The organism is Deferrisoma sp., from assembly GCF_054681715.1.
The window spans coordinates 1-25513 of the sequence record NZ_BAAHFQ010000038.1 but is presented as its reverse complement, the minus strand read 5'-3'; the positions used below and the strand labels follow the sequence as shown (position 1 = coordinate 25513).

The window sequence follows — 25513 nt, the reverse complement described above, 5'->3', positions numbered from 1 at the left end:
GTCGGCGGTGTCCCTCGGGCCCGACGCGCCGTCGCCCGGCGACCGGATCATCGGGAACTCCCCGGCCATGGTCGAGGTGTACAAGCGCATCGGCCAGATCGCCGCCACCACGCTCCCCTGCCTCATCACCGGCGAGACCGGCACGGGAAAGGAGCTCGTGGCCCGGGCGCTCGTGCACTACGGCCCCCGGGCCGAAAAACCCTTCCTGGTGGTGGACTGCGCCGCCATCCCCAAGGATCTCCTGGAGTCGGAGCTCTTCGGGTACGAGGAGGGGGCGTTCACGGGGGCGCGAAAGGGCGGGAAGCTCGGCAAGTTCGAGCTCGCCCACGGGGGCACCCTGTTCCTGGACGAGATCGCCGAGATCCCCCTGGCGCTTCAGTCGAAGCTGCTGCGGGTGCTCCAGGACGGCACGTTCCAGCGGGTGGGGGGCACCGAGGAGATCCGGGCCGACGTCCGGGTCATCGCCGCCACCTGCGCCGACCTCGAGGCCCGGGTGGCCGCCGGCGCGTTCCGGGCCGACCTCTTCTACCGGATCAACGTGGGCCGCATCCATCTGCCGCCGCTGCGGGAGAGGCGGGGCGACATCCCGGCCCTGGTGCGCTACTTCGTGCAGAAGCACGGTGCGGCTGTGGGCCGGCCGGTGACCGGGGTGTCCGAGGATCTCCTGCGCGCGCTCCAGGCCCGGCCGTGGCCCGGGAACGTGCGGGAACTCGAAAACGAGATCCGGCGGCTCCTGGCCTCGACCCGGGGCGAGGTGCTCGCGGCCGAGATCCCGCCCGCCTGCCCCGGCGAGGACGCGGCCTGCGCCGAGCTGCGGTCTCTCGCGGCCCGGGCCCTCGACGAGGGGGGCGAGGGCGCGTTCCACCGGTTCGTGGCCCGGGCCGAGGCGAGCCTGATCGCCGAGGCCTTGGAGCGCACCGGCGGCAACGTGAGCGCCGCGGCCCGGCTCCTGGGCATCACCCGCCTTACGCTTCGCAAGAAGGCCGAGGAGTACGGAATCCGGGTTCCGGACCCGGACGCCTGACCGTGCGACTACCCCCGTTTCCCCCCCCGGGGGCCCTTCCCCGAACCCCGAAATGCGCCACACTCGTGGGGCACCGGACCGGGTGTAGCGTGCCATGCCCTGGTAAAAACGGGGTTTTCCGCGCGCCCCTGCTCGTGTGATCCTAACGTCGTTTGGGGTATTGCGCGACCCGGGGTCGCCTCGGTATACTCAGTCGCACTTGTGCGCTCGTGAGGGGCGACCCCGGGGAGGAGAAGGGGACTGCCGCGGGTCGCGTTTTCGTTCAACCCGTTGGGAGAAGGAGGTCGGTCATGGCAGAGCACACGCAAGAGGTGTACCCGGTTCCCGAGGAGTTCCGGAAGCGGGCGTACATCAAGAGCCGCGAGGAATACGAGCGGCTCTACAAGGAGTCGTTGGAAAACAACGACGCCTTCTGGGCCCGGGTGGCCGAGGAGCAGGTGACCTGGTTCAAGAAGTGGGACCAGGTCCAGGACTGGAAGTACTCGAAGGACGAGGTCTACATCAAGTGGTTCATCAACGGTAAGCTCAACGTCGCCTACAACTGCGTGGACCGGCACCTCGAGAAGCGCGGCGACCAGGTGGCCATCATCTGGGAGGGGAACGAGCCCACCGAGGACCGGAAGATCACCTACCGCGAACTCCACGACCAGGTGTGCCGGTTCGCCAACGTGCTGAAATCCAAGGGCGTCAAGAAGGGAGACCGGGTCTCGATCTACCTGCCCATGATCCCCGAGCTCGCCATCGCGATGCTCGCATGTGCCCGGATCGGCGCGATCCACTCGGTGGTGTTCGGCGGGTTCTCGGCCGATGCCCTCAAGGACCGGATCCTCGACGCCGACAGCCACGTCCTGATTACCTGCGACGGGTTCTACCGGGGTCAGAAGCTCGTGAACCAGAAGGCCCAGGCCGACGAGGCCATGGAGAAGTGCCCCGACGTCAAGACCTGCATCGTGGTGGAGCGGGTGGGCGACAAGCTCCAGACCAACATGAAGGCCGGCCGGGACTTCTGGTGGCACGAGGAGGTCGCGAAGGCGAGCCCGGAGTGCCCCTGCGAGGAGATGGACGCCGAGGACCCGCTCTTCATCCTCTACACCTCGGGCTCCACCGGGAAGCCCAAGGGCGTGATGCACACCACCGGCGGGTACCTCGTGTACACCTCGTACACCCACAAGCTCATCTTCGACTACCACGACGGCGACGTCTATTTCTGCGCCGCCGACATCGGGTGGGTCACGGGCCACAGCTACATCGTGTACGGGCCGCTCTGTAACGGCGCCATCACCGTGATGTTCGAGGGGATCCCCACCTACCCGGACGCCGGCCGGTACTGGGACATCATCGGCAAGCACAAGATCAACGTGCTCTACACCGCGCCCACGGCCATCCGGGCCATCGCGGCCCAGGGCGACGAGTACGTGACGAGCCGGCTCGACAAGCTCGAGACCCTACGGCTCCTGGGCACGGTGGGCGAGCCCATCAACCCAGAGGCCTGGCGGTGGTATTACAACCTGCCCGGCCGCAAGAAGTGCCCCATCGTGGACACCTGGTGGCAGACCGAGACCGGCGGCATCCTGATCTCGGGGCTGCCGGGCGCCATCCCCATGAAGCCGGGTAAGGCCACCACCCCGTTCTTCGGCGTGAAGCCCGTGCTGGTGGATCCGGAGAAGGGCCACGTGCTCGAGGGCGTGGCCGAGGGAGCCCTGTGCATCGCCCGGCCCTGGCCCGGCCAGATGCGGGGTGTGTTCGGCGACCCGGACCGGTTCCGCCTGACCTACTTCCAGCAGTACGACGGGTACTACTTCACGGGCGACGGTGCCAACCGCGACGCCGACGGCGATTACCAGATCACGGGCCGCATCGACGACGTGATCAACGTCTCGGGCCACCGCATGGGCACGGCCGAGATCGAGAGCGCCCTGGTGCTCCACCCCAAGGTGGCCGAGGCCGCCGTGGTGGGGTTCCCCCACGAGATGAAGGGCCAGGGCATCTACGCCTATGTGACCCTGGTCGCCGGGGCCGAGCCCTCCGAGGAGCTCCGAAAGGAGCTCGTGCAGCTCGTGCGTAAGGAGATCGGGCCCATCGCGACCCCGGACTTCATCCAGTTCGCCCCGGGGCTTCCCAAGACCCGGTCGGGCAAGATCATGCGCCGGATCCTCCGGAAGATCGCGGCGAACGAGATCGAGGCCGGGTTCGGCGACACCTCGACCCTGCTCGACCCCTCGGTGGTGGACCAGCTCGTGGAAGGGCGGCTGAACAAGAAGTAGCCGCCCGTTCCCACGGAACGGCGAAAAGGCCGGCCCCACGAGGGGCCGGCCTTTTCCATTGGTTTCACGGGGGAGACTGTGGTACCGGTGAGGGCTTTCTCGCGAAAGGAGTGCCCCCGTGCCCACGCAGTCGAAGGCGCCCCCCTGGAGGGTGGACCTCGCCCTCCTCACCGTGGTTGTCCTGTGGTCTCTGAACTTCGTGATCCTCAAGGCGGCCCTGCCCCGGTTCGACCCGCTGGCACTGGCGGCGCTGCGGTTCGTGGGCATCGCCGCGCTGTTCGAGCTCCTTTTGCGGGCCCGGCGGGTCGAGGGCCGCATCGCCCGCGCGGACCGGAAGGCGTTCGTCCTCTCGGCGCTCGTGGGCTACACCCTCTACCAGGGGCTCTTCATCCTGGGGCTCCACCGGGGCACGGCCTTCTCCACGGCCCTCATGATCAACACGGGGCCCGTGTGGGCCGCGCTCATCCTCACGCTCTGGGGCCTCGAGCGGGTGGGCCGGCGCCAGTGGGCCGGCATCGTCCTGGCGCTCGTCGGGCTCGTCCTGTACGTGGGGCCCCGGCTCGTGGCCCGGGCCGGCGGGGTGGGGGACCTCCTGGCCCTGGGGGCGGCCGTGTCGTGGTCGTGCTACGGCATCCTCAATAAGCCCCTGCTCGAACGCTACGGCGCCTTCTATCTCACCACCCGCACGTTCCAGATCGGGGCGGCCCTGTTCCTGCCGTTCGCCGTGCCGTCGCTCTTCGGCCAGAACTGGGCCGGGATCGGCGCGGCCGGCTGGGCCGCCGTCGGGTACTCGGTGGTGTTTCCCATCGTGGTGGCCGTGAGCCTGTGGAACTGGGCCATCGGCCAGCGCGGCGTGAGCCGCACCGTGGTCTACCAGTACCTCGTGCCGGTGACGAGCGGCCTCCTGTCCTGGGTGTTCCTGGGGGAGGCCTTCGGCCCGGCCAAGCTCGTCGGTGCCGCCGCCGTGCTGGCCGGCGTGGCCCTGAGCCGGAAGGGCTGACCGTGCCTATTCGGGCCGTACGACGAGCACGGGGCAGGGCCCCTCCCGGAGCACGGCGTCGGTCACGCTGCCCAGGAAGAGCTTGCGGGCCCCCTTGCGGCCGTGGCTCGTCATCACGATGAGGTCGGCGTTCTCCCGGCGGGCCGTGTCCACGATGACCTCGGCCGGGTCGCCCTCCCGGAGCATCGTGTCGGCCTTCACCCCGCCCTGGGCCAGCCGGTCCCGGGCCCGGTCCAGCACGGCCTCGAGGTGCCGCCGGATCTCCCGGGTCAGGTCCTCCGGCGAGTAGGACTCGTAGTAGATGTTGAAGAGCCCCGCGTTGAAGTCCAGGGCCGACAGAAGCACCACCCGGCTCCCGAAGGCCCGGGCCAGGGGCAGGGCCGCGTCCACGGCAAAGTGGCACAGTTCCGAACCGTCCAGCGGGATGAGGATCGTGTCGTACTTCATGGGCGTTACCTCCGTCGGGGGAAACCACGGCAGAACACGATGCGCCTACGTCTGCTTCAGATGCACCGGGGCCGAATCGGTTTCCGACGACCCGGCGGCTCTCTATGACTCAGGCCCACGACGGTATCGTCGGACGCGGGCGGGGGGCCTGCCGGCCGGGCGCGACTGCGGCACCTTTTTCGCCGCGCCTTCGCAGGCCGTTGCCGGTTCGGTAGGTCGGGGCGCCGGCAGCGGAAATCTCGGATCCTCCAAAGCAATCCAAGCATCGTGGCGTGCCGCGACGTGAGGACGCCGGGTCCACGGGGTCCGCCGCGTACGGAACCTTACGAACTTTTCATGCGCCGTTCATCCGCCTTTCACCTCGCCCGGTTATGTTTGCGTCGTGGCGTCAACCCGATCGAAGGAGGTCTGCCATGGACGTGATCTGCCTCGAAGTGGGCGAGCGGGAACGGATCCCTTTGTACCTCACCGTGACCCCGATGCAGGCCGAGCGCCTGCTGGGGCTGCTCCCGTTCGGGTTTCGCGTCCGTCTGCCCGGTGGGGTTCCGGTGGAGCCGCATCCCCTGGGTGTGGCGGCAGAGGTGTGCCGTCAGGGGGCGGTCTTCTTCCGTCCGCCGCCGGGCGCCCGGGTGTTGGGGACGTTCGAACTCCGCGAAGGGCGGCGGCAGAAGCGGTTGGGGAGCGCCCGCGGGGCCGAGGGGCTGCGGGGCACGTGGTCGGGGAACGGCAGGCCCCGGTCCCGCCGGGCTCGCGGGCACGCGGGGGGGCGGGGGTGAACGCGATCCCGCCGGAAAGGTGACGGGTGCGGGAGATCCAGACGGCGTTTCTCTTTGCGGCGGGGTACCTCGTTTCGCGTGCGGTGGTGCAAACCCCCCTCCCCGAGCGTCTGCTCTACCTCGGGGCGAAACCGGGGACGCGTCTGGGAGCCCTCGGGCTGTGCCTGCGAATCCTGACGGCTGCGGCGGCGTTGTCGGCCGTGGTGCCCAACGTGCTCGTCGTGCTCACGCTCCTGCCCGTGGTGACCCGCCTGGGTCGGGGTCCGGCGGAAACCGACGATGACGGGTGGGCCACGGCCAAGGCGCTGGCCCTTCTGTACGGGGCGAACATCGGGGGCATGGCGGCGCTCACGGGCACCCCGGCCAACGGCGTGCTGGTCGCCTGGCTCGTGGCGGCCGGGATCCCGCGTGGCCCGGCCGTCTCCTACGCGGGGTGGCTCCTCTGGGGGGTGCCGCTCTCGGCCGCCCTCGCGGCGGTCGCGGCCGGGGTGATCCTGCTGGTTTCCGGCTCGGCCAAGAGTTCCGGGGGGGGCACGGTTCCCCCGGGCCCCCCGGTGGAGGGCAGGGAACGGTGGGCCGTCCGGGTGTCGGTTACGTATCTCACCGCGGGGTTTGTCCTGTCGGCGGTGTCGTGGGCGGGCCCCCCCTGGGATCGGGCGGCCGCCTTGGTCACCGGGGTTGCGACGTTCGGCTTTGCGGCCTGGAGTTTCCTCTGGCCGGTGCGGGAACTCGGGCGAACGCCCCTGCTGCGGCCGGGTGACGTCTTCCGGGGCATCCCGCCGCGGGGCGCCGCGTTCGTGGCGCTCAGCGTCGGTGCGGCCTGGGCCGCCTATCAGGGGGGGCTCCATCGGGCGGCGGCCGCGGGGATCGCCCGCTTTCTTCCCCTATCCGGCGGCGCCTGGTTGACCCTGTTCGTGCTCTCGCTCGGGGCCTCGTTCGCCACCGAGGCGGTCAGCAACACGGCGGTCCAGGTGAGCCTGCTGGTCCTCCTGGAACCCCTGGCCCCTTCCCTCCCCTGCTCGTACACCCGGGCCGCCCTGGCGGTCACGCTGTCGAGCACCTGCGCGTTCATGAGCCCCCTGGCCACGGGCGTGAACGGGTTCGTGTACGGGGGGATCCGCGGCGTTTCCCTCCGGCGCATGGTGGGGGGCGGCCTCGCGATGAATCTGGCCGCGGCGGCGCTGGTGTCGACGTGCGTCCGGTGGCTCCCCGGGTTGTGAGGGCCCCCTCGGTTGTCCGTTTCCCGTTACAGGCTTGTAATGATCCTGCCATGCTTCCGCCGCGTCGGTGGTGGTAGCCTGCGCCTTCCCATCTTGGGAAGAACGACAAGGGAGGAGTCCTGGAATGAAACCGCTCCCGGTCTCGGCTGCGGCGTCCCGGGTTTCCGTCACGAAGGATGGCCTCCGGGTGCCGCTGCTGGCGCGCCAGATGTTGGGAAAGATCCGCCGGTTCTGGCTCGTGTGGTTTCGTCCCGGATATGTCGCCCGGAAACGTCGGGAGCGGACCGGCCGGTGCCTGCGGTGCGGGCGCTGCTGCAGCCTCGCGGTCACCTGCCCGATGTTCGCCGGGCAAGGGCTCTGTTTGACCTACGGTGCAATCCGACCCCGCGTGTGCGCTGCGTTCCCGATCGATGAGCGGGATCTCGCGGAGATCCGCGCGAGCGGCGGCGCGTGTGGGTTCGCGTTCCGGCCGGCGGCGCACCTGCGGGCCGTGGAGGGGGGGCGCGACCGATGAGTCCCGTGGCCGACTGGGAACTCGCCCTCCTGTCCCGGTACGCGGCCGCGAGGGGGGCTTCCCCTTGGCTGGACGGTCTCGCGAAGGTCCTGGCCTCCGCGGGTCCGTGGGGGACGGCGGGGGGGTTGATCGCGCTCTGGGTCTGGGGAAGTCGGGGGATCCGGGATCGGGTGGCCCTGCTCGAAGCCACGGCCGCGGGGCTTCTCGGTCTGGGGGTCAACCAGTTGTTCGCACTGCTGTTTTTCCGTCCGAGGCCCTATATGATGGGCCTGGTCCAGCCGCTTATCACCCACGCCTACGAGACGAGCTTTCCCAGCGATCACGCCACCCTGTTGTTGGGTGTGGGGCTCTACCTGCTCCTCCTCACGCCGCGCCGGCGGGCCGGGGCCGCGCTGTCCCTCCTGGCGCTCGGAACCGCCTGGGCCCGGGTGTATGCGGGGGTACACTTCCCCACCGACATCCTGGGCTCCGCGGGGGTGGCGGCCGCGGCCTGCATCGCCGTGCGGGTCGTGAGGCGCCCGTTGGCCCCCCATTTGGAGGGAGTGGTGCGGCTGTACGCGCGGATCGCGAAGGGATGGATCCACCGGGGCTGGGTGCGCGGGGTTTCCGGACGGTAGACGGACGGGAGGGGGAGAGGACCCGGAGGACGAGACGGCGTGTCCACATCTTTGCTGCTACACGGGGCCTCGGTGCTGACCGGGGTGCTCGCGTTCGTGTTCGCGGTGCGGATTCTCCGGGAAAGGAGACCCCCGGCCAACGCGCTCAGCTGGATCGTCGGGGTGGTCGTGATCCCCTACGTGGCGATCCCGCTCTACCTCCTCCTCGGCGGGGCGCGCACGCGGGAGGTTCTGCGCAAAAAGGGAAGCCTCCGCACGGCCGCTCCACCTGCCGGGCCCGAGGCCTCCGGATCCCCGGTCGCCCGGGTGCTCACGGCCCGGGGGGAGCCGCCGCCCCGCCCGGGGCACCGCATCACGTGGCTTCCGGACGGTGTGCGCGCGTACGGCGCGCTCCTCGACCTGGTCCGGGGCGCACGGAGGCGGCTGTGGGTGCAGACGTTCATTTTGGGGCGCGACCCGGTGGGCGCGGCCCTCGTGGAGGCCCTGGCCGAAAGGGCTCGGGCGGGGGTGGAGGTCTGCCTGCTCCTCGACGCCATGGGGGGCTGGGGCGCCAGGGGACGGTTCGTCGCTCCGATCCGGAAGGCCGGCGGCCGGGTCGGCGTGTTTCTGCCGGTGCTCCCCCTGCGCCGGCGGTGGTCCGCGAACCTCCGGAATCACCGTAAGCTGGTCCTGGCCGACGGCCGGAGGGCGTGGTTCGGGGGCATGAACCTGGCCGAGGAATACCTGGGACCCGCGGCCCGCCCGGGCCGGTGGGCCGATCTGGCGGCGGTGGTGGAGGGGCCGGCGGTGGCCGATCTGGAGGAGGGGTTTCGCGCCGACTGGCGGTTTGCCACGGGGGCCGACCCCGGGGGGGCGGTCGGGATCGGGGCGTCCCCGGGCGGGGGGGGCGGGCACGGTCCAGGCCGTGGCGGCGGGCCCGGACGTGGAGGGGAACCCCCTGCGCGACGCCCTGCTCGCCGCCTTCGCCCGCGCGCGGCGGCACGTGTGGGTCGTGTCGCCCTACTTCCTTCCGGACGAGGCCCTGCTCCAGATGCTGGCCGTCCAGGCCCGGGCCGGAATCGAGGTGACCATCGTCGTTCCCGAGCGATCGAACCACCGGTTGGCGGACTGGGCACGGGAGCGCCCGTTGCAGATTTTGCGGGATGCGGGAGCCCGGATCCTGGGATACGGCCGCAGCATGATCCACGCGAAGCTCGTCGTCGTCGACGAGAGCTTCGGTCTTTTCGGATCGGCCAATCTGGACATGCGAAGCCTGTACTTGAATTTCGAGGTCGGGCTGGCCCTCTACACCCCGGAGGACGTCGGAGCGCTGCGGCGGATCGCCGCGGAATATGCGTCGGCGTCCGGACCCCTGGCGTTTCCCCACCGGAGGGGCAATGTGGGAGAACTCCTGGTGGACTTGGCGGAACTCTTGGCACCCCTGTTGTAGCGGCGGGAGGCGGACGTCGTGTACTCGCTCACCGAACGGATCTTGACGCTCCTGGCGACCCACCCCCACCCGGTGACCTTTCTTCTGCTGGTGCTGACGGGACTGGGGCTCCCCGTGCCGGAGGACGTGATCCTCCTGGCCGCCGGGGCCGTGGTGAGTTGGGGGCGCACGGGGTACTACCCCATCGTGGGGGCGGCCCTTCTCGGGGTGCTGGCCGGGGACCTGCTGCTTTTCCTTCTGGGGCGAAAGTACGGGCCCCGGCTCCTCGGGCATCGGCCGTTTCGCTACCTGGCGAGCCCCCGGCGCCTGGACCGGGCTCGAACCCTCCTGGCCCGACGGGGCCTGGGCGCCGTGTTCCTGGCCCGGTTCGTCGCGGGGGTGCGGTTCGCGGTGTTCTTCCTGGCCGGGGCGAGCGGCATGAACGCCGCCACGTTCGTTCTGCTCGACCTCACCGGGGCCGTGATCTCGGTCCCCCTGGTGGTGCTCGTAGGGTACGTTTTCGGCTCGAACCTCGAGGAGGCCCTGGGGTTTCTCCATGCCCACCGGTGGCAGGTGCTCGCCGCCGCGGTCGGGTTGGTGCTGGCGGGGTGGGCGCTGGTCCGGGTGGGCCGGGCCCTCGGCGCGTGGAACCGGATCCGGCGGGCCGGAGCGGCCCTGGCGCACCTGGCCGGCGGATACCTGGGGCGCCGCCGGTGGTTCCGTTTGGCCCTGCTGGCCGCGGCCCTGGCCGGCGTCGCCTACTACGCGGCGGTGGCGGCCCAACCGCTTCCCGCGGCCGACCGGAACTTCCGGGAGATCGCCCGGATTCCCGCGGTGGGTCCGGGAGAGCCGTTCAGCTTCGCGGTGTTGGGCGACAACCGCAACAGCCAGGCCGTGTTCACCGAGATCCTCCGGCGCATCGAGGCGGACCCCGACATCCGGTTCGCGGTGGACCTCGGGGACCTGGTGTTCGACGGGGAGCGGGAGAAGTACCGGTTCTTCCTGGAGCAGATCGCCGGATTCACGAAACCCTTCGTGGTGGCGCCGGGGAACCACGACATCCGCGAGGGCGGCCGGGCGGTGTACTACGAGGCCTTCGGGCCGTTTTACTACTCGTTCCGGGTGGGCGACGCCCTGTTCGTGGTGCTCGACGACGCCGACGAGGTGGGGTTCGAGCCGTCCCAGTGGGCCTGGGCCGGGCGGGTGCTGGGGGAATCGGACGCGGCGCACACGTTCGTGATGTTCCACGTGCCGCTGTTCGATCCCCGCCACCGCACGGACCTCGACTGGCTCAAGGCCCTGCTCCCGGCCCGGGCCGGCAACTGGATGTTCCACCACAGTCTGGCCGACGACGCGACGGCCCGGCAATACGCGGCCGCGTTCCGGCGGTGGGGGGTCACGAGGCTGTACTGCTCCCACATCCACGGGTTCTACCGGGGGGAGTGGGAGGGGGTGCCGTTCACCCTCACCGGGGGGGCGGGGGCGCCGCTCGTGGGGATCGACCCGGAGCATGACTTCTACCATTACGTGAAGGTCACCGTGGGGCCCGGGGGCGTGCGCGAGGAGGTGGTCCGGATCCCGTCGCCGCCGTTCGGGCTTCTCGCCCGCGCCGGAAACCTGGTGTTCCTCCACCTGCGCAGCTTCGTGGCCACCCACGTCCCGGGCACGATTCTGTTCGTCGTGTTCGCCGTGGGCGCCTGGGACCTCGCGGCCGCCCGGCGGGGCCGGGGGGCCGGGGCGTGAGGCGAGGCTTCCTTCGGGGCATCGCCCTCGCCCTGGCGGTGACGGCGGGGCCCGCCGCCGCGGGTGTCCGCGGTGACGCGGCCCGGGCCGTCCGGGACGCCGGAGCCTACGCCACGGCGCCCGGGGGGTGGGGGGCGAAGGAATGGGGGCGGTTGGGGCTCGCGGTGGGGGGCGTGGTGGCCGTGGAGTTGGCCGACGAGGGGATCCGGACCTCGGTGCAGGACGCCCGCACGGGGGGAACCCACGATCTCGCCCGGGCCCTGAAGGGGTTGGGGGAGCCCCTGGGCTGGGGCGGGGCCGTGGTGGCGGCCACCTACCTGGGGGGCTGGGCGGCCGGGGCCGACGGGGTGCGGGAGACCGGGTTTCGGATGGCCGAGGCCGGGGTGTTTTCGCTGGCCGCGGCCTCGGTGCTCAAGGTGGCCGTGGGCCGAAGCCGGCCCGGGGAGGGGGAGGGCGCCGGCACGGTTCGCCCGTTTCGGGGCGGGCCCGGGGGCGGGCGGTCGTCGTTTCCCTCGGGGCACACCACGTTCGCGTTCGCCGTGGCCACCGTGGCCGGCGAGCGGATCCCCGGCGCCGGATGGATCGCCTACCCCCTGGCCGGCCTGGTGGGCTGGTCGCGCCTCCACGACGACGACCATTGGGCGAGCGACGTGGCGGCCGGCGCACTCCTCGGGGCCGCCACCGGGTGGTGGGTGGCGCACCGGCCGGAGGGATCCACCGCCCGGCTGGTGCCCTGGCTCGGCCGGGGCGGGGGAGGCCTGGCATGGGTCGGCGCGTTTTGAGCCGGGAGCTCCCGGGCACGGTCAAGGCGCTCGGGTGGGTGAGCCTGCTCACGGATTTCTCGAGCGAGATGATCTATCCCCTGCTCCCGGGGTTCCTCACGGGAGTCCTGGGGGCGGGGGCCGGGGCCCTGGGGGTGATCGAGGGAGTGGCCGAGGCCACGGCCTCGGCGCTCAAGTGGGTGTCGGGCCGGTGGTCCGACCGGATGGCGCGCCGAAAACCCCTGGTGCTCCTGGGGTACACGGTGTCCGGGATGAGCCGCCCCCTGATCGGCGCGGCCGCCTCCTGGGTCGGGGTGCTCGGGCTTCGGTTCGCCGACCGGGTGGGCAAGGGGCTTCGCACCTCGCCCCGCGACGCCCTGATCGCCGACGCCGTGGAGCCCGGCCAGCGGGGCCGGGCGTTCGGGTTCCACCGGGCCATGGACCACCTGGGCGCCGTGGCGGGGCCGCTGGTGGCGGCGGCCCTCCTGGGCTGGGGGGTGCCCCTTCGGGCCGTGTTCTGGCTGGCCGCCTTGCCGGCGGCGGCCGTGGTGGCCGTGATCGTGTGGGGGGTGGCGGAACCGGCGCGGTCCCCTCCGTCCGGACCGGCCGAGGCCGGGGCCCCCGAGCCCGCGGGGTTCGGGCCCGGGTTCCGGCGGCTTCTCCTGGCCCTGGGGCTCTTCACCCTGGGGAACTCCACCGACGCCTTCCTCCTGCTTCGCATGTCCGAGCTGGGGGCCCCGGCCGCCGGGGTGGCCCTCCTGTGGGCCGCCCACCACGGGGTGAAGACCGCGGCGAACCTGTGGGGCGGGCGGGCCGTGGACCGGTTGGGGCCCCGCCGATGCCTGGCGGCCGGATGGCTGTGGTACGCCGTGGTGTACCTCGGGTTCGCCCTGGCCCGGGGGCGGGCCGCGGGGATCGGGTGGTTCTTGGCCTACGGCCTCTATTTCGGGCTGGCCGAGCCGGCCGAACGGGTCTGGACGGCCGCCCTGGCCCCCCGGGGGGCCAGGGGCGCGGCCTACGGATGGGTCCACGCCGCCATGGGGCTCATGGCCCTGCCGGCGAGCGTGCTCTTCGGGGCCCTGTGGGCCGCCTGGGGGGCGCCGGTGGCCTTCGGGGCGGGGGCGGCGCTCGCCCTGGCGGCCACGGGCGTCCTCCTCGCGGTGCCGGAAGGTGGGCGAGGTTAGGAGGCGGGCAGGCTGGAAAGCCATGAAGCGGGGGGCCGAAAACTCTCTTGCCGGGCGCAGGCCCGGGGCCGCTCGTGCGCCCTCCGAACCGCCCGTGGTAGGGTGGACACCATCCCCTTCCCCGGAGCCCCCCATGCCGAAGCCCCGGAACCGCTCCCGATCGCGGCTGCGCGAGGCCCTGTTGCGGGCGATCTACGACGCCGTGCCCGACATGATCTTCGTCCACGGGCCCGACGGCCGCGCCGAGGACGTGAACGAGAACGTGGAGCGGATCTATGGGTGGTCGCGAGAGGAGTTTCGCGAGGTGGATCCGGCGGAGGCGAGCGGCGCGGGCGTCGACTCCTCGGAGGTCTTCGAGAGGGTCCGACGGGCCCGTGAGGGGACGCCCCAGGACTTCGAGTGGGTGGCCCGGCGCAAGGACGGGAGCACGTTCCCGGTGGAGGTGCGGCTCCGGCGGCTCGAGGGGCCCGAGGCCGAGGGGCGGGTGCTGGCCCTGGTGCGCGACCTCTCCGAGGAGAAGCGCCGCCAGGCCGAGCTGCGCGCCCAGGAGCGGCTCGCCGCCCTGGGGCAGTTCGCCGCCGGCATCGCCCACGATTTCAACAACCTGCTCACCCCGATGGTGCTCTACCCGGAGATGCTGGCCGACCTGCCCGGGGTGCCCGAACGGGTCCGAAACGCTCTGCGGGTGATCGGCGAGCAGGCCCGGCGCGGCCAGGTGCTGGTGCGCCAGTTGCTCGATTTCGGCCGGGGGACGCCCAGGGAGAAGACCGTCGTGAATCTCCCCGAGCACCTCGGCGCCTTCTCGGAGATGGTGCGGCGGCTCCTCCCCGGCCGCATCGCTCTGGAGTTTCGCTCGGCCCCGGGCGAACACCGGGTGTGGGCGGATCCGATGGGGCTCGAGCAGGCAGTGCTCAACCTGGCGGCCAACGCCCGCGACGCCATGCCCGAGGGCGGCACCCTGACCCTGGCCGTGGACCGGGTCGGACCGGGGAACCTCCCTGCCGAGCCGGGAGCCCCGGACGAGGGGGAGTGGTGTCGGATCACCGTGGCCGACACGGGCGAGGGGATCCCGGCCGACGTGCTGCCCCGGATCTTCGAGCCGTTCTTCACCACCCGGGCCCCCGGCGAGGGCACGGGGCTCGGGCTCTCCCAGGTCCACGGCCTGGTGGCCGAACACGGCGGCCACATCACGGTGGAGTCGGAACCGGGCCGGGGGACCACGTTCCGGGTGTACCTGCCGTGCCGGGGGACGGAGGCCGGAGGACACAAGACAGGAGAAACCGGGTAGAGGCGGCCTGTTTGCAATACCTTTTCGCCGGTCGGCCGCACGGCGCCCTGCCGCGGCCTGAGCCAACGGACCGACCACCGCGGGACCGGCGACCGACGGCGGAAGCTCCTTGGATCTGACGGGGAGGGCGTCGGGACTTGCCCCCTCCCCCTGTCCCCCTCCCTCCAGGGGAGGGGGAACCGCTCTGCGCCGGCAGGGATCCTCGCCGTCTGTCTCCCTCTCCCCCCGAGGGGGGAGAGGGCCGGGGTGAGGGGGGCGGTTTGGGAGCCGCTGAGAATAGAATCACGAAGGATCTTAGCCTCTTAGCCTCCCAGCTTCCCAGCGGGAGAGCTTCTCCTCGACCGACGGGGGCAACGGGCCGAACAGCCGGCACAGATTCCAGGTGCGGCGGGCCATGTCGGGCAGGGCCTGCTCCCACAGGAAGTCCCCGTAGCGCTCGAGAAACTCGGGGGAGAGGGCACCGGTCGCGGATTCGCCGTCCTCTGCAGCGAGCGCTGGGGCCCCCTCCAGGTCCGAGAAGCCCTCCGAGCCGCGTTTCAGGGCGTGCAGCAGGAGCGCGGATCCGAGGGGGGCGGGGATGTCCCCGCCGGCCAGCAGATTTCTCACGCTCCCGATCCGTTTCAAGGTGGGTTCATCGGCCTCGTCGCCGTGCTCCAGCACCCATTGGTCCAAGAACTCGTCAAAGAGTTCCGCGTCCTCCCGGCCCAGTTCCTCCGCCGTCTCCAGGAAAATGCGGGTGACCTCCTGCCGGGCCGGCTTCGGGGTTTCCCGTACGAGCAGGGCGAACCTCACCAGGCACGGCAGAACGCTCGCGAAGGGGAGCCCCTGGGGCAGCCCCTCGGCCAGGATCTCCTCGACCAGCTCCTGAAGGTGCTCTTCCGCCGCCTCTCGTACCTCGTCCGGAATCGCTTCCGCCGCGTCGAGCGGGAGCCCCTCCAACGGCAGGGGTTGCCCCCTGGCCAGATGCTGCCGCAGCGCATCGGGCCCCCCCATGCCTTCGACCCATTCCGGCCACCGAACCTGGGCCTCCACCATGTTCGTGATGGTCAGTTCGTAAACGATTAGATCCAAGGGGGTTGGGTCATCCGCGACCGAGGGGGTTTCCTCGGCCATTGCCTCGGCCAGCAGTTCCAACGCCACCCCCGCGGCCATGGCGCGCAGGGCGGCGGGGTCGTCCCGCCAGCGCGGGGCGGCTTCCAGGACCTTCTGTTTCAGATCGCCCAACGAGGCGGGGGGTTCCACCTCCCGGAGGTAGCGGCGCATCAGTTCCCTGTAGAGGTCGGGAGTACGATCTTCTTCCGTCTTGCCCCGCAACTCCCCGAGCAGGAACTCTCGCAGGCGGTCTTTCCCGAACCGAACCTCCCGGAGGCCCGGGTCCTCCTGGAAGATCCGCGAGAGGACCCGGAGGTCCTCCTCGGGGTCTCCGTCGGTGGGGAAAAGGCGGGGAATCAGGTCGAACGGGTCCACGTTCGGTGCCCGGTGCGGAGCGCGGGGGGCGGTCTCCGGCTCGGGGCTCCGGGCGCAACACTTCTTGTACTTGCGGCCGCTCCCGCAGGGACACGGGTCGTTGCGGCCCACCTTCCGGGGTTGTTTCGGCTCCCGTGGGGGGAAGGCCGCGTTGTACACCCGGACCGCGGCCGCGAACGCGGCCATGCCGGCCAAGGCGTCATGACCGTCGTCGAGGTTGTAGCCCGCTTTTTCCAAGGCTTCGGCCGCCGACATCTCCAACAAGGGCGGAAGGTCGAGTCCGGCGAGCGGGTTGAAGGGTTTTGCACTCGGCATGGGAGTTCCTTTCCGAGACGGGCTGGGTGATCGGACCCGTGGTCGCATCAGCCGAACGGCGGGGTGTCCAGCGGCAGCACGTAGTCGTACCCCCCGGGGCCGCAGCGGCGCTCCAGGAGTTGGAGGATCTTCTTGCGCCGGAGCGCCGAGTCGCGGGGGCTGGCCACGTAGAAGGGCTTTCCGTCCTTTCCGTAGGTGAACTCCCGCTCGCAGGCGTCCGCGTCGATGCCCGCGAACACCCGCCGGGCGTCGCGGTAGTCCGGGTGGGGCTCGATCCCGAGATCCCGGGCGTAGGCCACCGCCCCCTCCACGAGCTTTCGCACGGCGGCCGGGTCCTCGGATCGGAGGCGGTGGATCTCGGCCAGGTGGTCCATGTGGTGCCGGTACTCCTCCAGGGTGTACCGGGCCAGGAACGCGCCCTTGACCCCGAGGCAGTAGACGTCCACCAGGAACACCCCGGCGGCGATGTGGCCGTCGGGGAGCCGCCGGGCCACCACCACGTTCCCGAGCCCCTGCTCGAACAGTTCCTCCGGCACGAGGCACTCGTGCACCGGCGCGTCGGCCGGAACGGAGGGCTTTCGGCCGCCCCCCGTGCCGGCCCTGGGCGCCTTCTTGGCCTTTCGCTTGGCGGCCTTCTTCTGCAGGGCCTTCTGTCGTCGCTTCTCGTCGCGCGCCATCAGGATTCCTCCCCGGAGTCGCGGGCCCGTTCCCGGTTCAGGGCCAGGAGCCGTTCCAGAATCTCGTCGTCGCCGAGGTCGGCGGGCCAGCCGTAGGCCGCGGCCACGGCCTCGTCGAGCCGCCGGTGGGCCAGGTCGAGCCACCGGGGCCGCTCGTTGTAGAGGTTCGTGAGGGTGCGGCGCTTGAGTTCCCGGGCGGCCTTGGGGTCGGCCGGCACCCGGCGGGCGTAGCGCACCGTGCCGATCCCCCGCTCGTCGGGGTTCGTGACGTGCCGGGCCCAGGGGCCGTCCACCGAGCCGGGGAACTCGAGCACCTCCTGCCGGGTCCACTCGGGCGGGTTGAGCCACCGCTCCCGCAGTTCGTCGAGGTCCCGGGCCGCCTCGGCCACGGCCCGTCGGGCGTCGGCCGGGGCCTCGGGCAGGGGGAACGTCTCGAAGCAGGAGGTCGGGGTGTAGCGGGGCCGGTCCTCGAGTTGGGTGCCCATCCGCAGGGCCCACACCTCGTGGAACCGGCTGTGGAGCACGCCGAACCAGAAGTCGTCGTCGGTGGCAAAGACGATGAGTTGGCAGTCGGGAAGGGTGGGCGGGCGGACCCAAACGAAGATCCGATGTTTGGCCACCCTGGCTGTGGCCACGAAGCGGCCCAGGGGCGCCAGGGCGGCGCGCATCGCCGGTCGTGGCTCCACGTGGCGCCACCAGGCGTCCCGGTACGCCGCCCGCCGGTTTTCCAGGCGCTTTGGCCGCACCCGCCGGCGCGCGAGTTCGAAGGGGGCCTCGTACCGGGCCGCCTCTTCCTCCGGCAGGTCGCACCCGAAGTCCACGATCCACATGTCCCGGGGCCGGCGGGTCACGTCGAGGCCGTTCACCCACGGCACGAGCACGTCGGAGTTGGGGCGGCCGTGGGGGTTGGGCAGGCCCAGGAGCGGCAGGGCCTCGTCGGCCGGCAGGTCGAAGGGGCCCCCCTTGGTGTCGCCCATGAACGCCAGGTTCCGAAGGGCCGGAAGGCGGACCGCCCGGGTCAGGTCGGCCCGGGCCGTGAGGTCGGCGTTGATCCGGTCCACCCGCCGGCCGTCGAGCACCCGCTCGGTCTCCTCGCCGTCGTCGAACCCCACCATGCTCACGTGCACGGCGGCCCCGTCGAGGATCCAGTCCCGGTCGCTCTCGGCGAAGAAGATGTCGCCGGTCTCCTTGATCCGCTCGAGCACCCGGCGGTTGGCCCCGCCCCGGATCCCCTGGGTGGCCAGGAGCCCGGCCCGGCGGCACCGGCCCCGCTCGACGGCGGCCCGGGCCTTCTCCAGCCAGTAGGCGCACAGGTCCGCCTCGGCCGGCACCCGGCCCCTGTACACCCGGAACAGGGCGTCCACGTAGTCGTCGCCCAGTTCGGCCCGGAGCTTCTTCCCGCCCAGGAACGGCGGGTTCCCCACGATGCAGTCCACGGCGGGCCACTCGGGCTCGGCCGGGTGTTCGGGGTCCGAGAGGTCGAGGATCGCGTCCCTGCACAGGAAGTTCTGCTCCAGGGGCCGGAGCACCGGGTCGGCGCCCCAGCCGTAGCCGTTGGCCCGGGTCCACTGGAGGTAGCCCACCCAAACGGCCATCTGGGCGAGTTCGTGGGCGTAGGGGCTCTTCTCGATGCCGTAGAGCTGCCAGGGCCCCACCTGGGGCAGGAAGCTCCCCAGGCCCCGGTCCATGGCGAAGACGAGGGCCTCCTTCTCGAGGTCCTTGAGCTTCTGGAGGGTCACGTAGAGGAAGTTGCCCGAGCCGCAGGCCGGGTCGAGCACCTTCACCCGGGCGAGCCGGTTCAGGAACCGGTGGAGGATCTGGCCGGCCTCGCCCCGGGCCTTGGCCCGAAGCCGCGGCCCGGGCGGCGGCTCGCCGCCCTTGGGGTGCTTTCGGCCGGTGCGCAGGAGGTTCTCGCACAGCTCCCGGACCCGGGCCCACTCCCGGCGCAGGGGCGCCAGGACCACGGGCTCCACCAGGGTCTCGATGTCGGCCCGGCTCGTGTAGTGGGCGCCGAGCTGGCTTCGCTTGGCCGGGTCCATGCCCCGCTCGAATAGGGTGCCGAAGATCGAGGGGTCCACGGCGCTCCAGTCGAGGCGGGCGGCCCGGTGCAGAGCGTCGAGTTCCCGGGGGGTGAGCTCCAGGGCCTCGGGGTCGTCGAAGAGGCCGCCGTCGAACCGCCGGATGGGGTCCACCCCGAAGTCGCCGCCCCGGGCCATGGCCCCGAAGAGGTCCGAGGCGAGCTTCTGGAACCGGGCGGGGTCGGTGCGGGTGCGGTCGAGGAGCCGGGTGAACAGGCCCTCGGGCAGGAGCCCGATGTCCTCGGCGAACAGGCAGAACACCACCCGGTCGAGGAACCGGGCGGCCCGGTGGGGGTCCACCCCGCGGCCCCGCAGGGCCTGGGCGATCTCGGCGATGCGGCGCGCCGCCTCCTCGGTGATGACCGCGCTCGTGGCGCCGGGCCGCAGGGCTTCGGGGTTGTGGAACACGGCCCGCAGGATCTCGAGGTTCCGGGGTTCCCCCAGGTTCTCCAGGGCGATCTCGTAGATCTGGGTGGGGGTGGCCGTGAAGTTCGTGCGGACGACGATGCGGTCGGTGTCGCTCACCACCAGGAGGGGCGGGTTCTCGAGGGCCTCCCGGTACTGGAGGAGCTGCGCGTAGGCCTTGTCGAGGCTCTTGTGGCGGCCCTTGTACTCCCAGCCGAAAAAGCCCTTCTTCCACACGTCGGCCCAGCCGTCGCCGCCCCCGGCCTTGGCCGCGCCCCGCTCGAAGGTGAACCAGGAGCCGTCCTTGTCGGCCTCGGCGGGCTTGGGGTGGCCCACGAGGTCGCACACGTCGAGGAAGTGCTGCTGGGCCGCGGCCCGCTCCGAGAGCGTGACGCCGCGCCATTTGGCGATGAACTCGGCTGGGGTCATGGGTCACCCGTGCGCCGGGGCATGGGCCTGCGCATCGGAGAGGCGGTCACGACAGGGTTTGGCGTTCCCCGCGATGGTATACGAACCGCATCGGACCGCTCAACGAAGGAAGCGAGGTGTCCATGTTTTTGGTATGATGCTTCGTGTCATGTCCCCCACGAGGAGGCGCTCCATGCGGGAAGTCAGGGCAGAGGAGATCGAAGCGGCCGCGCTGCAACTCAACGCCCTTGAGCGGGCCCGGATTGCCCAGCGGTTGCTCGACAGCCTGGAGCAGGATCCGGAGATCTCGGCGGCATGGGCCGCGGAGATCGAGGCCCGGCTGGACCGGCACGCCCGGGGGGAGGCGACCGCTCGGCCGGCGGGGGATGTCTTGCGGGGGATTCAAGACCGCCTGGCCAAATGACCCCGGTCGTTGTACTCGAGGACGCCGAACGAGAACTCCAAGACGCCGCCGAGTTCTACGAACGAGCGACCCCGGGTCTGGTTCAGAGCTGCACTACTGGCCCGCCGTAGGCCGCCACTTTCGGATCGGCCGTGAAGAGAGCCATCCCCTCCGCTCTGGCCTGGGCAACCAGAAGGCGGTCGAACGGATCTCGATGAAGCAAGGGGAGTTCCCCGGTCAAGAGAACGTGGCGCACCGTGACCGCGAGAGGCAAGATGCCGTCCCGGTCCAGACGGCTCGGCACGAAGTCGGCCGGGGGAGAAGGTAAGGGGAGCTTGCCGAGTTGGTACTTGATGGCGATCTCCCACGCGCTAGCGGCGGAGAGATAAAGGTGGTTCGCACCATCCGCGAGGATCTCGAGGGACTCGGCCGGAACGCGGTGGGGTGCCGTGAGGAGCCAAAGCCAGACGTGAGTGTCCAGCAAGATCCTCAAGGTTCTCCCTCGAATGCTTTTAGGATTTCCGGGAGTTCGTCGTCGAAGTCTGGGGGCACGGTGAAGAGCCCCGCGTCCCGGCCGAACACACGCTGCCGGGGTTCGGGAGCGTACGGGCAAAGCCGGGCGACAGGTTTGCCGGCCTTCGCGATCACGACCTCCTCGCCGGCACTCACTCGGGCCAGAAGCTTGGAAAGGTGAGTTTTGGCTTCGTGCACGTTCACCGTAATCATGGCGTAGACCTCCCACCTCGCAAACCTATATGCGGTGGGGGACCAAGTCAAAGCCTCAGGTTCCCGGCGATCTCCCGGGCGGCCTGAAGGGCGGCCCGGCCGGAGCGGATGCCCCGCTCCAGGGCCCAGCGCTCGGCCTGGGTCTCCCACCCGGGGGGCGGCTCCACCCCGAAGGCCCGCAGGTGCCGGGCCACGGCCTCCCGGTAGGTGGCCGGGTCGAAGGGGTAGAACCCCAGGGAGAGCCCGAACCGGTCGGCCAGGCTGATCGCCTCGGCCACGCTCTCCTGGGGGTGGATCTCGCCGTCGTTGGGGAACCGCTCGGGCACCAGGTGGCGGCGGTTCGAGGTGGCCACCACCAGGGTGTTCTCGGGCCGGGCCCGGATCCCCCCCTCCAGGAGCACCTTGAGTTCCCGGTACCGGTCGTCGGTGCCGGCGAAGGAGAGGTCGTCGAGGTACACGACCCAGCGCCGCGGGTCGGCCGCAAGGCCCTCGAGGAGCGCCGGGAGTTCCGGGATCCGCGGTTCGGGCACCTCCACCAGGGCGAGGTTGGGAAACGCCCGGAACAGGGTGCGGACGAGCGAGGATTTGCCCGTGCCCCGGTCGCCCCACAGGAGCACGTCGTGGGCCGGGGCGCCGGCCAGGAACCGCTCCACGTTGGCGTAGAAGGCCGCCTTCTGGCGGTCCATGCCGAGGAGGAGGTCGGGGTCCACCTCGGCCACCCGGGCGACCGGCACGAACCGGCCCTGCCACACGAAGGCGCGGGCCCCGGGGTCCGGGGGGGCGGCCGCGCCGGGTTCCGGGCCGCCGAGAAGCTGGGCGATGCGGTCGAGTTTTTCCAGAAGGGCTTGGATGGTGTCGGTCATGGGGGATCCGTTGGGACGTTAGGACGTTGGGACGTGGGGACGTCAGCCCGGCTTCCCGGCGGAGGGGCCGGGAGATCCCCGGGCCTCGGCAGCGGCTTTGAACTTCCGGAGTTGGGCCTCGTAGTAGGCGCGGTTCGACCGGGCCCGGGCCAGGGCCGCCCGGGCGGCCTCCACCGCCCCCGGGAAATCGCGGACCCGGAACCGCGCCTCGGCCAGGGTGTCGAGGATGTGGGGGTCGGGCTTGAGGCGCACGGCCATCTCGGCCAGGGCCAGGGCCCGCTCGGGCCGGTAGCGCGACGGGTCCTTCGTGGTCACGTACATCCAGGCCAGGTTGTTCAGGGCCTCGGCGTTCTTGGGGTCGAGCCGGATCACCCGGAGGTAGGCCTCCTCGGCCTTCGCCTCGTCCCCCGCCTCGTAGTAGAGGTTCCCCAGCACGAACCAGGCCGAGGCGTCCCGGGGGTTTTTCTCCACCCGGTGCCGGAGCCCCTGCTCGGCCACGAACCGGTTGAGCCCCCGGTCCAGGGGGCCCGTGTGGAGGGCCACGGCGAGGCCGCCCACGAGCACGACCCCCGAGCTGATGGCCGCGACCAGCCGCCGCACCCTGCGGTGATGGGCCCGGCCCACCGCCGGGTCCCGGGCCGCGGCCCAAAGGAAGGCCACCCGCTCGGCGATGGAGCCGTGGTGCCAGCTCGGCAGGTCCCGGATGTCCCCCGAGTACCGGGCCACCCGCTCCAGGGCCGACACCACCGGCTCGGGCCGGCCCAGGGCCTCCAGGGAGTAGAGGTCGGCCTGGCGCTCGAAGGCCCGGCTCAGCCGGCCGAAGATCCCCCGGAAATACGCCACGAGGAGCACCAGCAGGCCCGCCGTGGTCGAGGCCGAGACGATCAGGTCGGCCCGGGGGTTCCGGAGGAACTGGGGGTCGGCGATGCCCCACCCCGCGAGGGCGGCCTCCACCAGCCGGAAAAACACGGCCACGAGCCCCACGTACCCCACGAAGAAAAAGAGGTAGATCCACAGGTGGTGGTGGCGCACGTGGCCGGCCTCGTGGGCCACCACCCCCTCGATCTCCTCCGGCGTGAGGATCTCGGCCAGGGCCGGGGTGATGAGCAAGTACCGGTACCGGGGCACGAGACCCACGATGCCGGCCGTCAGGACCCGGCCCTCCAGGAGCGGCCAGTAGAGCATCTCGGCCACCCGGAGCCCGAGCCGGTCCGACAGGGCCTGGAGCCGGTCGCGCAACGGGCCGGGCTCGATGGGCTGGCACCCCCACATGGCCTTGACGAGGGCCGGCAGGAAGATCCCCAGGAGGGCGAGGAACGCCGGCGCGTAGAGGAGTTGGAGCAGGGGGTTGCCCTCGAGGGCCGCGTACCCGGCCGGCCACAGGGCCCGGAGGGCGTCCGAGAGCGCCATGAGCACGACCCACGGCGCGAGCACGGGCAGCTCCATGCGCGCGTGGGACCACACGAACCGCGCCCGGCTGCGGCTTCCCCCCAGGAGCACCCCGTGCAGGGGGTAGGCCTCCCACCACAGGATCCCCAGAAGCGCCACGAACGGCAGGATCCCGAGCACGCTGGCCAGCATCTCGGAGCGGCCGGCGGCCGGCTCCACCACGAGCCCCACGTAGTCGGTGGCGTAGCACACGGCCGCGAAGGGCACCAGCATGACCGCCTGGTAGGTCTGCACGAGCCCGGGGAAGAGGGCCCGGAGGTGGCCGGCCTCGGCCTCGTCGTGCAGGGCCTGGGCCATGAGCCGCCGGAACCGCCACCGGAGGGCGGCCCAGGTCACCACCGGGTAGAGCACCATGTGCCCGGCCGCCGACAGGGTCCAGACCGGCTCCCCGCCCCGGGGGGCCAGGGCCTGGATCGCGATCGCAATCAGGAATACGAGAACGTTTCCGTACATGGCGGGGCGCATTGTACCCGCAACCGGGGTGGTTGTCGCCAGGGGATTCCGCACGTTCGAGGTTCGGGCGCGAGGTCCCCGCTCGCGATTCTTGAGGAACGTGGTATGCATAGTGGGGCGGGTGTGGGGAAGGGGGGCCGACCCCGGGGGGAACGAGCGAGGGCTCCGGGGCCGCGCGGCATCCCGCAGGGGATCGGTGCTCCACCTTCCGGCAGGGGTCGGGGAAGCGAGGCCCTCGAGACCCGAGGAGGACATCCGTGGGGTTTTTCGGCGATCCGTCGGGGCGGCGGGCGGTGCTGGCCGGGGCCGCGTTCCTGGGGGCGGGGGCGGCGTGGCTCCTGGTGTCGGACCGGTGGGTGGCCGACCTGGGGCTCGATCCGGAGGGGTTTTTGCGGTTCCGGCGGATCGAGGCGGGAGTTCTCGTCGTTGCGGCCGCGGGCGCGGTGGCGTGGGTGGTGGGGCGGTTGCTAAGGGAGGAGGCCCGCCGGCAGGCCGAGGTGGAGCGGCGGGAGGCGCGGTATCGAACGCTCTTCGAGATGGCCCCCGTCGCGCTGTGGGAGGAGGACGCCTCGGAACTCCTCGACCGGATGGAGGAACTTCGGATCGAAGGGGGCGACCTCGCGTCCCGGCTCCGGAAGGAGCCGGAACTCCTGGCCGATCTGGCAGCCCGGGTACGGGTCCTCGACGTGAACCGCCGCGCCCTGGAACTCTACGGCGCCCGAAGGAAAGAAGAGCTTCTCGGCTCCCTCGACCAGGTCCTCACCCCCTCGGGGCTGGCCGCGTTCGGCGAGGCCGTGAAGGCGGTCGAGCGGGGGGAAACCGCGTTCGAGATGGAGGCCGAGAATCGCACCCTCCGTGGCCGCCCCCTCCGGGTCCTCCTGCGGTTTTGGGTGTCCGCCGAGGGGCCCGACCGAGGCCGGGCCCTCGTGAGCGTCACGGACCTCACCGAACTCCACCGGGCGCGGGAGGATCTCCAGCGTCTCGCGGCCCTGGCCGAGGAGAGCCCGGGACCGGTGCTCTCGTTCGACCGGGAGGGCCGGGTTCTATGGGCGAACGCCGCGGCCCGGCGGCTCGCGGAGGAGTTCGGCGCCCCCGGCCCGGAGGGGCTCCTGCCACCGGAGGCCCCCGAGGTGATCCGCCGGGCGGCCGCCACGGGCCGGCCGGTGCTGCGCCAGGAGGTCGAGCGGGCGGGCCGGTGGGTTTCGTGGAACGCCCTTCCCGTGGCCGGCGGCCGGTGGGTCCACGTGTTCGGGGGCGAGGTCACCGACCTCGTCCGGGCCCGGGAGGAACGGGGGCGGCTCGAGGCGCGGCTCCGGGAGACCGAGCGGCTCGAGGCCCTGGGCCGGTTCGCGGCCGGCATCGCCCACGATTTCAACAACCTCCACATGGTGATCCAGGGGAACGCCGAGTTGGGGCTCCTGGAGCCCGGGCTCCCCGACCGGACCCGGAAGGGCCTCGAGCGGATCGTGGCCGCCTCGGGCCGGGCGGCGGACCTGGTGGCGAAGCTCCTCGCGTATTCCGGGATCCAGCGGTCCGAGCCCGAGCCCGTGGACCTGGGCCGGGTCGTGGCCGGGGTCCTGGAGGACCTGGGGGAGTTGGTGCCCGACGGGGTCAAGGTGCAGCGCGATGACCGGCCCGGCGCCCCGGCGGCCTGGATCGATCCCGGTCAGGCCCGGATCGTGGTGCAGAACCTGGTGACGAACGCCGTGGAGGCCGTGGCCCCGGCCGGCGGGCGGGTGACGGTGCGCACGAGCGCGCTGGAGGATCCGGCCGGGTGGTTCGGGGAGGCCGAGGGGGAGCCCCCCGATCCCGGCCGCCGGTACGTGCTCCTCGAGGTCGCCGACACCGGCCCCGGCATGGACGAGGAGACCCGGCGCCGGGCCTTCGACCCGTTCTTCACCACCAAGTTCCTGGGCCGGGGCCTGGGGCTCTCGGTGGTGTGGGGCGTGGCCCGGGCCGTCGGCGGGGCCGTGCGGATCGACTCGGCCCCCGGCCGGGGCACCCGGGTCGGGGTGGCCCTGCC

The 25513-nt window shown here is 71.7% G+C and carries 22 protein-coding genes and 1 pseudogene; 15 read left to right on the top strand and 8 right to left on the bottom strand.

Annotated elements, in window-relative coordinates; translation table 11 throughout:
• From ACY0I8_RS07855 to ACY0I8_RS07845, 3 genes are all read left to right on the top strand, one after another.
• Nucleotides 1–1024: sigma-54 interaction domain-containing protein (locus ACY0I8_RS07855; protein ID WP_461394307.1), on the top strand; the 1024-nt coding region annotated here is incomplete at its 5' end.
• Between the two features lie 290 nt (nucleotides 1025–1314).
• Entirely contained in the window at nucleotides 1315–3288 is a 1974-nt protein-coding gene (gene acs, locus ACY0I8_RS07850; RefSeq protein WP_459941535.1) for an acetate--CoA ligase, read from the top strand.
• A gap of 118 nt (nucleotides 3289–3406) precedes the next feature.
• Entirely contained in the window at nucleotides 3407–4288 is an 882-nt protein-coding gene (locus tag ACY0I8_RS07845; protein ID WP_459941536.1) for a DMT family transporter, read from the top strand.
• A 6-nt stretch (nucleotides 4289–4294) separates the two neighbouring features.
• Here the strand turns inward: ACY0I8_RS07845 and ACY0I8_RS07840 are convergent, their stop codons facing one another.
• Complete coding sequence (locus ACY0I8_RS07840; protein WP_459941537.1) at nucleotides 4295–4735, bottom strand: universal stress protein; 441 nt, start codon at nucleotides 4733–4735, stop codon at nucleotides 4295–4297.
• Nucleotides 4736–5148: 413 nt separating this feature from the next.
• Between ACY0I8_RS07840 and ACY0I8_RS07835 the strand changes: the two genes are divergently transcribed.
• From ACY0I8_RS07835 to ACY0I8_RS07790, 10 genes and pseudogenes are all read left to right on the top strand, one after another.
• Entirely contained in the window at nucleotides 5149–5511 is a 363-nt protein-coding gene (locus ACY0I8_RS07835; protein ID WP_459941538.1) for a hypothetical protein, read from the top strand.
• Between the two features lie 26 nt (nucleotides 5512–5537).
• Entirely contained in the window at nucleotides 5538–6731 is a 1194-nt protein-coding gene (locus ACY0I8_RS07830; protein WP_459941539.1) for an SLC13 family permease, read from the top strand.
• 124 nt (nucleotides 6732–6855) lie between these two features.
• Complete coding sequence (locus ACY0I8_RS07825) at nucleotides 6856–7245, top strand: hypothetical protein (RefSeq protein ID WP_459941540.1); 390 nt, start codon at nucleotides 6856–6858, stop codon at nucleotides 7243–7245.
• Nucleotides 7242–7862 carry a phosphatase PAP2 family protein gene (locus ACY0I8_RS07820; RefSeq protein ID WP_459941541.1) on the top strand — a complete coding sequence of 207 codons (621 nt, stop codon included), beginning with the start codon at nucleotides 7242–7244 and terminating at the stop codon, nucleotides 7860–7862. The genes ACY0I8_RS07825 and ACY0I8_RS07820 overlap by 4 nt, the downstream gene beginning before the upstream one ends.
• Before the next feature lie 39 nt (nucleotides 7863–7901).
• Nucleotides 7902–8672, top strand: a pseudogene (locus ACY0I8_RS07815) (PLDc N-terminal domain-containing protein); the annotation flags it as partial.
• Between the two features lie 94 nt (nucleotides 8673–8766).
• Entirely contained in the window at nucleotides 8767–9291 is a 525-nt protein-coding gene (locus tag ACY0I8_RS07810; RefSeq protein WP_459941542.1) for a phospholipase D-like domain-containing protein, read from the top strand.
• Nucleotides 9292–9309: 18 nt separating this feature from the next.
• Nucleotides 9310–11013: a VTT domain-containing protein gene (locus ACY0I8_RS07805; protein ID WP_459941543.1), complete on the top strand. Its 1704-nt coding sequence runs from the start codon at nucleotides 9310–9312 to the stop codon at nucleotides 11011–11013.
• Complete coding sequence (locus tag ACY0I8_RS07800) at nucleotides 11010–11795, top strand: phosphatase PAP2 family protein (RefSeq protein ID WP_459941544.1); 786 nt, start codon at nucleotides 11010–11012, stop codon at nucleotides 11793–11795. The genes ACY0I8_RS07805 and ACY0I8_RS07800 overlap by 4 nt, the downstream gene beginning before the upstream one ends.
• The gene (locus ACY0I8_RS07795; RefSeq protein ID WP_459941545.1) at nucleotides 11777–12958 is read left to right on the top strand and encodes an MFS transporter; all 1182 of its coding nucleotides are present in this window, start codon (nucleotides 11777–11779) and stop codon (nucleotides 12956–12958) included. The genes ACY0I8_RS07800 and ACY0I8_RS07795 overlap by 19 nt, the downstream gene beginning before the upstream one ends.
• 133 nt (nucleotides 12959–13091) lie before the next feature.
• Nucleotides 13092–14246 carry a two-component system sensor histidine kinase NtrB gene (locus tag ACY0I8_RS07790; protein WP_459941546.1) on the top strand — a complete coding sequence of 385 codons (1155 nt, stop codon included), beginning with the start codon at nucleotides 13092–13094 and terminating at the stop codon, nucleotides 14244–14246.
• 294 nt (nucleotides 14247–14540) lie between these two features.
• Here ACY0I8_RS07790 and ACY0I8_RS07785 read toward each other — a convergent pair whose 3' ends face one another.
• Genes ACY0I8_RS07785 through ACY0I8_RS07775 form a run of 3 tightly spaced genes read right to left on the bottom strand, consistent with a single transcriptional unit; the run spans nucleotide 14541 to nucleotide 19617 of the window.
• Nucleotides 14541–16028, bottom strand: a complete 1488-nt coding sequence (locus tag ACY0I8_RS07785) for an SEC-C metal-binding domain-containing protein (RefSeq protein ID WP_461394306.1) — start codon at nucleotides 16026–16028, stop codon at nucleotides 14541–14543.
• Between the two features lie 47 nt (nucleotides 16029–16075).
• Nucleotides 16076–16705, bottom strand: a complete 630-nt coding sequence (locus ACY0I8_RS07780) for a hypothetical protein (RefSeq protein ID WP_459941548.1) — start codon at nucleotides 16703–16705, stop codon at nucleotides 16076–16078.
• Nucleotides 16705–19617, bottom strand: coding sequence for a class I SAM-dependent DNA methyltransferase (locus tag ACY0I8_RS07775; protein ID WP_459941549.1), 2913 nt, complete (start codon nucleotides 19615–19617; stop codon nucleotides 16705–16707). The genes ACY0I8_RS07780 and ACY0I8_RS07775 overlap by 1 nt, the downstream gene beginning before the upstream one ends.
• 172 nt (nucleotides 19618–19789) lie before the next feature.
• Between ACY0I8_RS07775 and ACY0I8_RS07770 the strand changes: the two genes are divergently transcribed.
• A complete protein-coding gene (locus ACY0I8_RS07770; protein WP_461394305.1) occupies nucleotides 19790–20020 on the top strand; it encodes an addiction module protein in 231 nt (76 codons plus the stop codon).
• 82 nt (nucleotides 20021–20102) lie between these two features.
• Here ACY0I8_RS07770 and ACY0I8_RS07765 read toward each other — a convergent pair whose 3' ends face one another.
• From ACY0I8_RS07765 to ACY0I8_RS07750, 4 genes are read right to left on the bottom strand one after another with little or no spacing between them, the layout of a single operon-like run.
• Entirely contained in the window at nucleotides 20103–20492 is a 390-nt protein-coding gene (locus ACY0I8_RS07765; RefSeq protein WP_461394304.1) for a type II toxin-antitoxin system VapC family toxin, read from the bottom strand.
• A complete protein-coding gene (locus ACY0I8_RS07760; RefSeq protein ID WP_461394303.1) occupies nucleotides 20489–20725 on the bottom strand; it encodes a type II toxin-antitoxin system Phd/YefM family antitoxin in 237 nt (78 codons plus the stop codon). The genes ACY0I8_RS07765 and ACY0I8_RS07760 overlap by 4 nt, the downstream gene beginning before the upstream one ends.
• A 47-nt stretch (nucleotides 20726–20772) precedes the next feature.
• The gene (locus tag ACY0I8_RS07755; RefSeq protein WP_461394302.1) at nucleotides 20773–21588 is read right to left on the bottom strand and encodes an ATP-binding protein; all 816 of its coding nucleotides are present in this window, start codon (nucleotides 21586–21588) and stop codon (nucleotides 20773–20775) included.
• Between the two features lie 42 nt (nucleotides 21589–21630).
• Entirely contained in the window at nucleotides 21631–23490 is a 1860-nt protein-coding gene (locus ACY0I8_RS07750; RefSeq protein ID WP_461394301.1) for a TPR domain-containing protein, read from the bottom strand.
• A gap of 257 nt (nucleotides 23491–23747) precedes the next feature.
• Between ACY0I8_RS07750 and ACY0I8_RS07745 the strand changes: the two genes are divergently transcribed.
• Nucleotides 23748–25513, top strand: a 1766-nt coding sequence (locus ACY0I8_RS07745) for a PAS domain-containing sensor histidine kinase (RefSeq protein ID WP_461394300.1), incomplete at its 3' end; no start/stop codon positions are given.

Excerpts from the sequence above, each read along its gene's own strand:
- acs (WP_459941535.1), top strand. The coding sequence starts at position 1,315 with ATGGCAGAGCACACGCAAGAGGTGTACCCGGTTCCCGAGGAGTTCCGG.
- ACY0I8_RS07840 (WP_459941537.1), bottom strand. The coding sequence starts at position 4,735 with ATGAAGTACGACACGATCCTCATCCCGCTGGACGGTTCGGAACTGTGC.
- ACY0I8_RS07835 (WP_459941538.1), top strand. The coding sequence starts at position 5,149 with ATGGACGTGATCTGCCTCGAAGTGGGCGAGCGGGAACGGATCCCTTTG.
- ACY0I8_RS07825 (WP_459941540.1), top strand. The coding sequence starts at position 6,856 with ATGAAACCGCTCCCGGTCTCGGCTGCGGCGTCCCGGGTTTCCGTCACG.
- ACY0I8_RS07820 (WP_459941541.1), top strand. The coding sequence starts at position 7,242 with ATGAGTCCCGTGGCCGACTGGGAACTCGCCCTCCTGTCCCGGTACGCG.
- ACY0I8_RS07795 (WP_459941545.1), top strand. The coding sequence starts at position 11,777 with ATGGGTCGGCGCGTTTTGAGCCGGGAGCTCCCGGGCACGGTCAAGGCG.
- ACY0I8_RS07790 (WP_459941546.1), top strand. The coding sequence starts at position 13,092 with ATGCCGAAGCCCCGGAACCGCTCCCGATCGCGGCTGCGCGAGGCCCTG.
- ACY0I8_RS07785 (WP_461394306.1), bottom strand. The coding sequence starts at position 16,028 with ATGCCGAGTGCAAAACCCTTCAACCCGCTCGCCGGACTCGACCTTCCG.
- ACY0I8_RS07780 (WP_459941548.1), bottom strand. The coding sequence starts at position 16,705 with ATGGCGCGCGACGAGAAGCGACGACAGAAGGCCCTGCAGAAGAAGGCC.
- ACY0I8_RS07775 (WP_459941549.1), bottom strand. The coding sequence starts at position 19,617 with ATGACCCCAGCCGAGTTCATCGCCAAATGGCGCGGCGTCACGCTCTCG.
- ACY0I8_RS07770 (WP_461394305.1), top strand. The coding sequence starts at position 19,790 with ATGCGGGAAGTCAGGGCAGAGGAGATCGAAGCGGCCGCGCTGCAACTC.
- ACY0I8_RS07760 (WP_461394303.1), bottom strand. The coding sequence starts at position 20,725 with ATGATTACGGTGAACGTGCACGAAGCCAAAACTCACCTTTCCAAGCTT.
- ACY0I8_RS07755 (WP_461394302.1), bottom strand. The coding sequence starts at position 21,588 with ATGACCGACACCATCCAAGCCCTTCTGGAAAAACTCGACCGCATCGCC.
- ACY0I8_RS07750 (WP_461394301.1), bottom strand. The coding sequence starts at position 23,490 with ATGTACGGAAACGTTCTCGTATTCCTGATTGCGATCGCGATCCAGGCC.